Raw genomic sequence first — 7,449 nt, 5'->3', positions numbered from 1 at the left:
CCGCTGGGCCGCGCGCTGGCCCAGTTGCAGGGCATCTACATCCTGGCCGAGAACAGCCAGGGCCTGATCGTGGTCGACATGCACGCGGCCCACGAGCGCATCGTCTACGAGCGCCTGAAGACCCAGCTCGACGGCGCCGCCATCTCGAGCCAGCCGCTGCTGATCCCCGCCACCTTCGCCGCCACGCCGCAGGAAGTTGCCACGGCCGAAGCCTGCACCGCCGTGCTCGCCACGCTGGGCCTGGAGATCACGCCCTTCTCGCCGCGCACCCTGGCGGTGCGCGCGGTGCCCGGCACGCTGGCCGACGGCGACCCGGTCGAGCTGGCGCGCAGCGTGCTGGCCGAGCTGTCGCAGCATGACGCGAGCACCGTGGTGCAGCGGGCCCAGAACGAATTGCTGTCGACCATGGCCTGCCACGGCGCGGTGCGCGCCAACCGCAAGCTCACGCTCGACGAGATGAACGCCCTGTTACGCCAGATGGAGGCGACCGAGCGTTCGGACCAGTGCAACCACGGCCGTCCGACCTGGCGCCAGCTCTCGATCCGGGAGCTCGACGCCCTGTTCATGCGCGGGCGCTGAGCCAAATCCGCACCAAAAGCCGTCCCAAAAGCCGCCAACTGGCGGCTTTTTGAGGGTTTTTCCGGGTTTCGGGCCGTCATCCGCATGGCGGGCACGCACGTTGCATGGTGAGTTCGCCAAAGACGCCACGAAGCGCTGGCCAGGGAGGTGTCGAAATGCACGTCGGCGTGTTTCGGCAGAAAGCAGATGAACTTTTTCGCCGGCTTCGCTGTCCCTCATTCCCATGATGAAACGCTGGACCCTCCTCGCGTCAGTCCTATCGCTTTGCGCCATTCTTGCCGCCGGCTGCTCGACCTTCGACGAGCAGCAGCGTGAATGGATCTTCCAGCCCAGCGACCGCAGCTGGGGCAACACCGCCACCATGGCCCAGGGCATGCAGGACGTGTGGATCGACTTCCAGTCCTCCATCACGGGCGAGCCCGCGCGCCTGCACGGCCTGTGGCTCGGCGGCGAGCCCGAGACCACCGACACCCCGGTGCTGCTGTACCTGCATGGCGCGCGCTACAACGTGGCCGGCTCGGCCCCGCGCATCCAGCGCATGCACGAGCTGGGCTTCTCGGTGCTGGCCATCGACTACCGCGGCTTCGGCAAGAGCTCCAAGGGCCTGCCCTCCGAGGAATCGGCGCGCGAGGACGCCCGCGCCGCCTGGACCTGGCTGGCCGCGCGCCATCCGCGCCAGCACCGCTACATCTTCGGCCACTCGCTGGGCGGCGCCATCGGCATCGACCTGGCCGCGCGCGTGAACGACGAGAGCGGCACCATCGTCGAGAGCACCTTCACCTCGATCGCCGACGTAGTCGGCAGCTTCAAGTGGGGCTGGCTGCCCTTCCGTCCCTTCATCACCCAGCGCTTCGAGGCCATCGACAAGGTCAAGGACATCGGCGCGCCGCTGCTGGTGGTGCACGGCACCGCCGACAGCCTGATCAACCCGACCCTGGGCCGCAAGCTCTACGACGCGGCCACCGTGCCCAAGCTCTTCGTGCTGGTGGAAGGCGGCTCGCACCATAACACCAACTCGGTCGGCGAGGCCCAGTACCGCGCGGCGCTCACGCAGCTGTTCCGCATGAAGCCCGACAACATGGTGGCGCGCAACCAGCCCAAGCTGTCGCCGCCCTCGCCGGCGCTGCCGCCCGCGGTGTCGCCGCAGGACGTGCGCGGCGAAGCGCGCGCGAGCACCGCGCCCGCGGCGATCTAGCAGCGTCGCCGGTCCGTGCCCGAGGGCACGGACCTTCCTCATCGCTCCGTTTTCAGGCCAGGTCGAACGGCAACTGCCGCAGCGGCTTGCCCGTCAGCTGCGCCACGGCATTGGCGAACGCGGGCGCCAGCGGCGGCAGGCCCGGCTCCCCCATCCCCTTGGGCGCATCGGCGCTCGGCACGATGTGGATGTCGAACTCCGGCACCTGCGTGATGCGCGCCACCGTGAAGTCGCCGAAGTTGCCCTGCTGCACCACGCCGTCCTTCAGGGTGATCGCGCTGCCCGGCAGGCAGGTCGACAGCCCCATCACGGCCGCGCCCTGCACCTGCGCTTCCACGCTGCGCGGGTTCACGGCCAGGTTGCAGTGCACGCCGCTGGTCACGCGGTGCAGCACCGGCTGGCCGTCCTTGACCGAGGCTTCCACCACGTAGGCCACCACCGATTCGAAGGACTCGTGCACCGCCACGCCCCAGGCGCGGCCGTCCGCGAGCTTCTTCTTGCCGTAGCCGCTCTTGTCGACCGCCAGTTGCAGCGCGGCGCGATGGCGCGGATGCTTGTCGCCGAACAGCTGCATGCGGTAGGCCACCGGGTCCTGCTTCGTGCTGCGCGCGATCTCGTCGATCAGCGTCTCCATCACGAAGGCAGTGTGGGTGGAGCCCACGCTGCGCCACCACAGCACCGGCACGTTGAGCTGCGGATGGTGCACCGTCAGGCGCATCGGCAGCGGATAGGGATCGCGCATGCCCTCGACCGCCGTGGCGTCGATGCCGTCCTTCACCATGGCGCCGGCGAACACCGTGCCCGCGGTGATGGACTGGCCCACGATGACATGGTCCCAGGCGAGGATCTTGCCGCGCTCGTCGAAGCCGATGCGCGCGCGATGCAGGTGCATCGGCCGGTAGTAGCCGCCCTTGATGTCGTCCTCGCGGCTCCACAGCAGCCGCACCGGCACGTCGAGGCCGGCCGCGCGCGTGGCCTTGGCGATCTCGCAGGCCTCGACCACGAAGTCGCTGGTGCTCACGAAGCGCCGGCCGAAGCCGCCGCCCGCCATCTGCACGTTGACCTTCACCTGCGCGGGCTCGAGCTTCAGCGCGCGCGCCGCGGCGAAGCCGTCGAGGTCGGCGGACTGGGTGCCGACCCACAGCTCGGCGCGACCGTCCGACAGCTTCACGGTGCAGTTCAGCGGCTCCATCGGCGCATGCGCCAGGTAGGGGAACACGAACTCGGCCTCGAGCTTGCGCGGCGCGCTGGCCAGCGGCGCCATGTCGGCGTCGAACTTGCGGTTGCCGGGACGGCCGGCCAGTTCGCGGTACTGGGCCAGCTGCTTGTCCGAGTCGACCTTCTCGACGGCGGCCGTGTCCCATTGCAGCTTGAGCGCGTCGCGGCCCAGCTTGGCGGGCCAGTAGCCGTCGGCCACCACCGCCACGCCCTCGGCACCACGGTCGAGCGGAATGCGCACGACGGCCTTCACGCCCTTGACCGCGCGCGCGGCGCTGTCGTCGACCGAAGCCAGGCGGGCGCCGAACACCGGCGGATGCGCCACCACCGCCGTGAGCTGGCCCGGGTGCTTGACGTCGATGCCGAAGTCCTGCCGGCCGCTGCTCTTGGCGGCCGCGTCGAGGCGCTGGGTCGGGCGACCGATGATGCGGAAGTCCTTCGGGTCCTTGAGCACCACCTTCTCGGGCACCGGCAGCGCCATCGCCGCCTCGGCCAGCTCGCCGTAGCTCGCCTTGCGCCCGCCCGGGCCGAGCACCGTGCCGGCCTGCGTGCGCAGGGTGGAGGGGTCGACCTTCCAGCGCGCCGCCGCGGCCGACAGCAGCATGGCGCGCGCGCGGGCGCCGAGCTCGCGGTACTGCACGAAGCTGTTCTTGATGGTGTTCGAGCCGCCGGTCAGGTGCATGCCGAAGAAGGGGTCGGCATAGGCGGCGTCGTTGGTGCCGCTGCGGCTGCGCACCAGCGCCCAGTCGGCGTCGAGCTCCTCGGCCAGGATCATCGGCAGGCCGGTCTGCACGCCCTGGCCGAACTCGAGCCGGTTGATGGTCACCATGACCTCGCCGTTGGGCGCGATCTGCACGAAGGCCAGCGGCTGCTGCGTCGGCTTGAGGCCGCCGGCGGCCGGGGCCGCGCCACCGGCCTGCGCCAGGGCCAGATGCGGGAAGGTGCCGAGCGCGAAACCGCTCGCGCCGACGATCTTGAGGAAGCTGCGACGGGGCAGCGCGGCGGACTCGTCGGCCGCGGGGCGGGCCATCAGGCGTTGCAGCGAGCGCGGCAGGTCGTGGTAGTCGATGTGGGGCAGCATGGCTTTTCCTTCAGGCGAGGTTGCGGGCTGCATCGGCCACGGCCGCGCGGATGCGCGCATAGGTGCCGCATCGACAGATGTTGCCGGCCATGGCCGAGTCGATCTCGTCGGCGCTGGGCTGTTTGCCCGCGGGCAGCGACTGCAGGAAGGCGGTCGCGCTCATGATCTGGCCGCTCTGGCAGTAGCCGCACTGCGCGACGTCGTGTCGCACCCAGGCGGCGTGCACGGCGGCGCCGACGCGGTCGCTGCCGTCGGTCATGCGTTCGATGGTGGTGATCTTCTTGCCGTCGGCGGCGGCGATCGGCGTGATGCACGAGCGGATCGCCTGGCCGTCGAGGTGCACGGTGCAGGCGCCGCACAGCGCGGCGCCGCAGCCGAACTTGGTGCCGGTCATGCCCAGCGTGTCGCGCAGGGCCCAGAGGATGGGCGTGCCGGGGTCGGCATCGACCGTGTGGTCACGGCCATTGACGTGGAGCGCAGTCATTGCTTGTTTTCTCCGTGGGTGGGTGGGGGAACGGGATTCACTTGGCGCCGTCGAGCAGCCATTGCGCGAGCGCCTGCAGGTCGGCGTCGGGCACCTGGGCCTGCGGCGGCATCGGCATCGGGCCCCATTTGCCCGAGCTGCCGGCCTTGATGCTGGCCGCGAGTTGCGCGGCCGTGCCCTTGCCGTCGCCGTACTTCGCGCCGATGTCCTTCCAGGACGGGCCCACCACCTTGGTGGCGGGTTGATGGCAGGCGACGCAGGCGTACTTCTGGGCCAGCGCGAGGCTGGCGTCGGCCTGCAGCGGCCACAGCGCGCCGGCGCCGACGGCCAGGGCCAGCACGAGCGGTGCTGCGATGGAGGTGATCTTTTCTGTGTTCATCGTGGAAAGGAGGGTTGCCTGATTCGACGGCGGGCCCGTGGCGCATGACGCCGCATGGCCGCGGGCCCACCGCCGGCGAGTGTGGGGCGTAGTCCGGCCGCGCGTTTGCCTGATTCGCTCGCGTTCTTGCCTGAAACACCGAGACTGCGACGGAAATGCGCGCCGCGCGAAAGCGGCGGGCTAGACTTTTCGCGACCTGTACTTCGAAAGGATCCAGATGGACCTCGCCGAGCCCGCGCGGCTGGATTCCCCGGCCGTGCTCGACGACCTGCAGCGCGCCGTGGCGCGCACCGCGCATGCCGACGGCGACTACCTCACGGCCATTCCCGCGCTCTCGCTGCACCGCCGCAGCGCCGCGACCGCGCCGCTGCACTGCCTCTACGGCTTCGGTCTCGGCATCACGGTCAGCGGGCAGAAGCGGGTGGCGCTCGGCGGCGAGGTGTTCGATTACGCGGCGGGCCAGTCGCTGCTGACCACGGCCGACCTGCCCGTGGTCTCGCACATCACCCGCGCCAGCACGGCGCAGCCCTTCGTCGGCCTGGCACTGCAGCTCGATCCGCGCGCGGTCGTGCAACTGGCCGCCGAGATGGCGCTGCCCGCGCCGCCCCGCGACGGCAACCAGCGCGCCATGTCGCTCGGCGACCTCGACCCCACCCTGCTCGGCGCGGTGACGCGGCTGGTCGACCTGCTCGCCGAGCCGCGGCTGATCCCGCAGCTCGCGCCGCTGCTGCAGCGCGAGATCATGGTACGGTTGCTCGCGGGCCGCCACGGCCCGCAGCTGCAGCGCCTGGTGGCGATCGGCTCGCCGAGCCAGCAGGTGGCGCAGAGCATGGCTTGGCTCAAGCTCAACTTCACGCGCAACGTGCTGGCCGACGAACTCGCGGCCTCCGCGAACATGAGCCCCTCGACCTTCCGCCAGCACTTCCGCGCCGTGGCGGGCATGAGCCCGATGCAATACCTGAAGCAGCTGCGGCTGCAGGAAGCGCGGCAGCTGATGCTGAACCAGGGCATCGACGCCGGCACCGCGGGCGTGCGCGTGGGCTACGAAAGCGCCTCGCAGTTCAGCCGCGAGTACGCGCGGCTGTTCGGGGCGCCGCCGCTGCGCGACATACGGCGCATGCGCGAGACGAGCTGATACGGAATCGGGGTCGGGCCATTTGCTACGCTCGACCCCTCATGGGTTCCTCTTCCTCGCCTCCCGGTCCTCCGCGCTTCATCGCCCTCGCCGGCCCCACCGCCTCGGGCAAGACCGCCGTCGCGCTGGCGCTCGCGCGCGAACACCCGGTGGAGATCGTCAGCGTCGACTCGGCGCTGGTCTACCGCGGCATGGACATCGGCACCGCCAAGCCCAGCGCCGACGAGCTGCGCGCGGTGCCGCACCACCTGATCGACATCCTCGATGCGCGCGAGAGCTACAGCGCCGCGGCCTTCGTGGCCGATGCGGCGCGGCTGATCGACGAGATCCGCGCGCGCGACGCGATGCCGCTGCTGGTCGGCGGCACGATGCTGTACTTCAAGGCGCTGTTCGACGGCATCGACGCGATGCCCGCCGCCGACGCCGCGGTGCGCGCGCGCATCGATGCCGAGGCCGCCGAACGCGGCTGGCCCGCGATGCATGCGCGGCTCGCGCAGGTCGATCCGGTCACGGCCGCGCGGCTCGCGCCGCAGGACAGCCAGCGCATCCAGCGCGCGCTCGAGGTCTACGAGAGCAGCGGCCAGCCGCTGTCGCACTTCCACGCCAGCGACAGCAAGTCCACGCGCGGCGTCGAAGGCGGCCGGCTGTTCTCGCTCGAGCCCGCCGACCGCGCCTGGCTGCATGCGCGCATCGCGCAGCGCTTCGACGCCATGCTCGCCGCGGGCCTGCTCGACGAGGTGCGTGCGCTGCGCGCGCGCGGCGACCTCTCGCCCGAGCTGCCCTCGATGCGCTGCGTGGGCTACCGGCAGGCCTGGGAGACCCTCGACGCCGCCGACCCGCCCGATGCCACCGCCCTGCAGGACTTGCGCGAACGCGGCATCGCCGCCACGCGCCAGCTCGCCAAGCGCCAGGTCACCTGGCTGCGCGGCATGCCCCACCGCACCGTGATCGCCTGCGACGCGCCCGACGCGCTGCAGTCGGCGGTGCGCCTCATCGCGCCCACGCTCCTCCCATGACCCTGCGCATCTCCGACCTGGGCAAGCACTACGGCCAGGCGCCGGTGTTCGAGCACGTCAGCCTCGCGATCGAGCCCGGCGAGTTCGTCGCCATCGTCGGCGAATCGGGTGTCGGCAAGTCCACGCTGCTCAACTGCATGGCCGGCCTCGACCGCTGGGACACCGGCAGCGTGGTGCACGACGGCACCGACATCGGCGCGCTCGACGGCGAGGCCTGCGCGCTCTGGCGCCGGCGCCACGTGGGCTTCGTGTTCCAGGCCTTCCACGTGCTGCCGCACCTCGACGTGGCGCAGAACGTCGCGCTGCCGCTGATGCTGCTCGGCGAGCGCCGCGACGAGGCACGCATCGCGCGCATGCTCGAG

8 protein-coding genes are annotated in these 7,449 nt (G+C 71.1%); 5 read left to right on the top strand and 3 right to left on the bottom strand.

Features of this window, described 5'->3' with window-relative positions:
• Both AC27VN_RS26950 and AC27VN_RS26945 read left to right on the top strand, forming a co-directional pair.
• The coding region (locus tag AC27VN_RS26950) for a DNA mismatch repair MutL family protein (protein ID WP_490878512.1) at positions 1-579 on the top strand (579 nt) is incomplete at its 5' end.
• Positions 580-805: 226 nt separating this feature from the next.
• The gene (locus AC27VN_RS26945) at positions 806-1,774 is read left to right on the top strand and encodes an alpha/beta hydrolase (protein ID WP_093354797.1); all 969 of its coding nucleotides are present in this window, start codon (positions 806-808) and stop codon (positions 1,772-1,774) included.
• Between the two features lie 52 nt (positions 1,775-1,826).
• Here the strand turns inward: AC27VN_RS26945 and AC27VN_RS26940 are convergent, their stop codons facing one another.
• Genes AC27VN_RS26940 through AC27VN_RS26930 form a run of 3 tightly spaced genes read right to left on the bottom strand, consistent with a single transcriptional unit; the run spans position 1,827 to position 4,936 of the window.
• Positions 1,827-4,073, bottom strand: a complete 2,247-nt coding sequence (locus AC27VN_RS26940) for a xanthine dehydrogenase family protein molybdopterin-binding subunit (RefSeq protein ID WP_490878511.1) — start codon at positions 4,071-4,073, stop codon at positions 1,827-1,829.
• Positions 4,074-4,083: 10 nt separating this feature from the next.
• On the bottom strand, positions 4,084-4,557 hold the full coding sequence (locus AC27VN_RS26935; protein WP_057596845.1) for a (2Fe-2S)-binding protein: 474 nt from the start codon (positions 4,555-4,557) through the stop codon (positions 4,084-4,086).
• A 37-nt stretch (positions 4,558-4,594) separates the two neighbouring features.
• Complete coding sequence (locus AC27VN_RS26930; RefSeq protein ID WP_256223031.1) at positions 4,595-4,936, bottom strand: c-type cytochrome; 342 nt, start codon at positions 4,934-4,936, stop codon at positions 4,595-4,597.
• Positions 4,937-5,153: 217 nt separating this feature from the next.
• Here AC27VN_RS26930 and AC27VN_RS26925 point away from each other — a divergent pair, with 217 nt between their 5' ends.
• From AC27VN_RS26925 to AC27VN_RS26915, 3 genes are all read left to right on the top strand, one after another.
• Positions 5,154-6,071, top strand: a complete 918-nt coding sequence (locus AC27VN_RS26925; RefSeq protein WP_490878510.1) for an AraC family transcriptional regulator — start codon at positions 5,154-5,156, stop codon at positions 6,069-6,071.
• A 41-nt stretch (positions 6,072-6,112) separates the two neighbouring features.
• On the top strand, positions 6,113-7,087 hold the full coding sequence (miaA, locus tag AC27VN_RS26920) for a tRNA (adenosine(37)-N6)-dimethylallyltransferase MiaA (protein WP_490878509.1): 975 nt from the start codon (positions 6,113-6,115) through the stop codon (positions 7,085-7,087).
• On the top strand, positions 7,084-7,449 hold a 366-nt coding region (locus tag AC27VN_RS26915; RefSeq protein ID WP_490878508.1), incomplete at its 3' end, for an ATP-binding cassette domain-containing protein. The genes miaA and AC27VN_RS26915, both read left to right, overlap by 4 nt.

Source organism: Variovorax sp. 20P10.2.4, from assembly GCF_058244205.1.
The sequence above is the reverse complement of the archived record's forward strand: the minus strand, read 5'-3'. Positions and strand labels throughout refer to the sequence as shown.

Excerpts from the sequence above, each read along its gene's own strand:
- AC27VN_RS26945 (WP_093354797.1), top strand. The coding sequence starts at position 806 with ATGAAACGCTGGACCCTCCTCGCGTCAGTCCTATCGCTTTGCGCCATT.
- AC27VN_RS26940 (WP_490878511.1), bottom strand. The coding sequence starts at position 4,073 with ATGCTGCCCCACATCGACTACCACGACCTGCCGCGCTCGCTGCAACGC.
- AC27VN_RS26935 (WP_057596845.1), bottom strand. The coding sequence starts at position 4,557 with ATGACTGCGCTCCACGTCAATGGCCGTGACCACACGGTCGATGCCGAC.
- AC27VN_RS26930 (WP_256223031.1), bottom strand. The coding sequence starts at position 4,936 with ATGAACACAGAAAAGATCACCTCCATCGCAGCACCGCTCGTGCTGGCC.
- AC27VN_RS26925 (WP_490878510.1), top strand. The coding sequence starts at position 5,154 with ATGGACCTCGCCGAGCCCGCGCGGCTGGATTCCCCGGCCGTGCTCGAC.
- miaA (WP_490878509.1), top strand. The coding sequence starts at position 6,113 with ATGGGTTCCTCTTCCTCGCCTCCCGGTCCTCCGCGCTTCATCGCCCTC.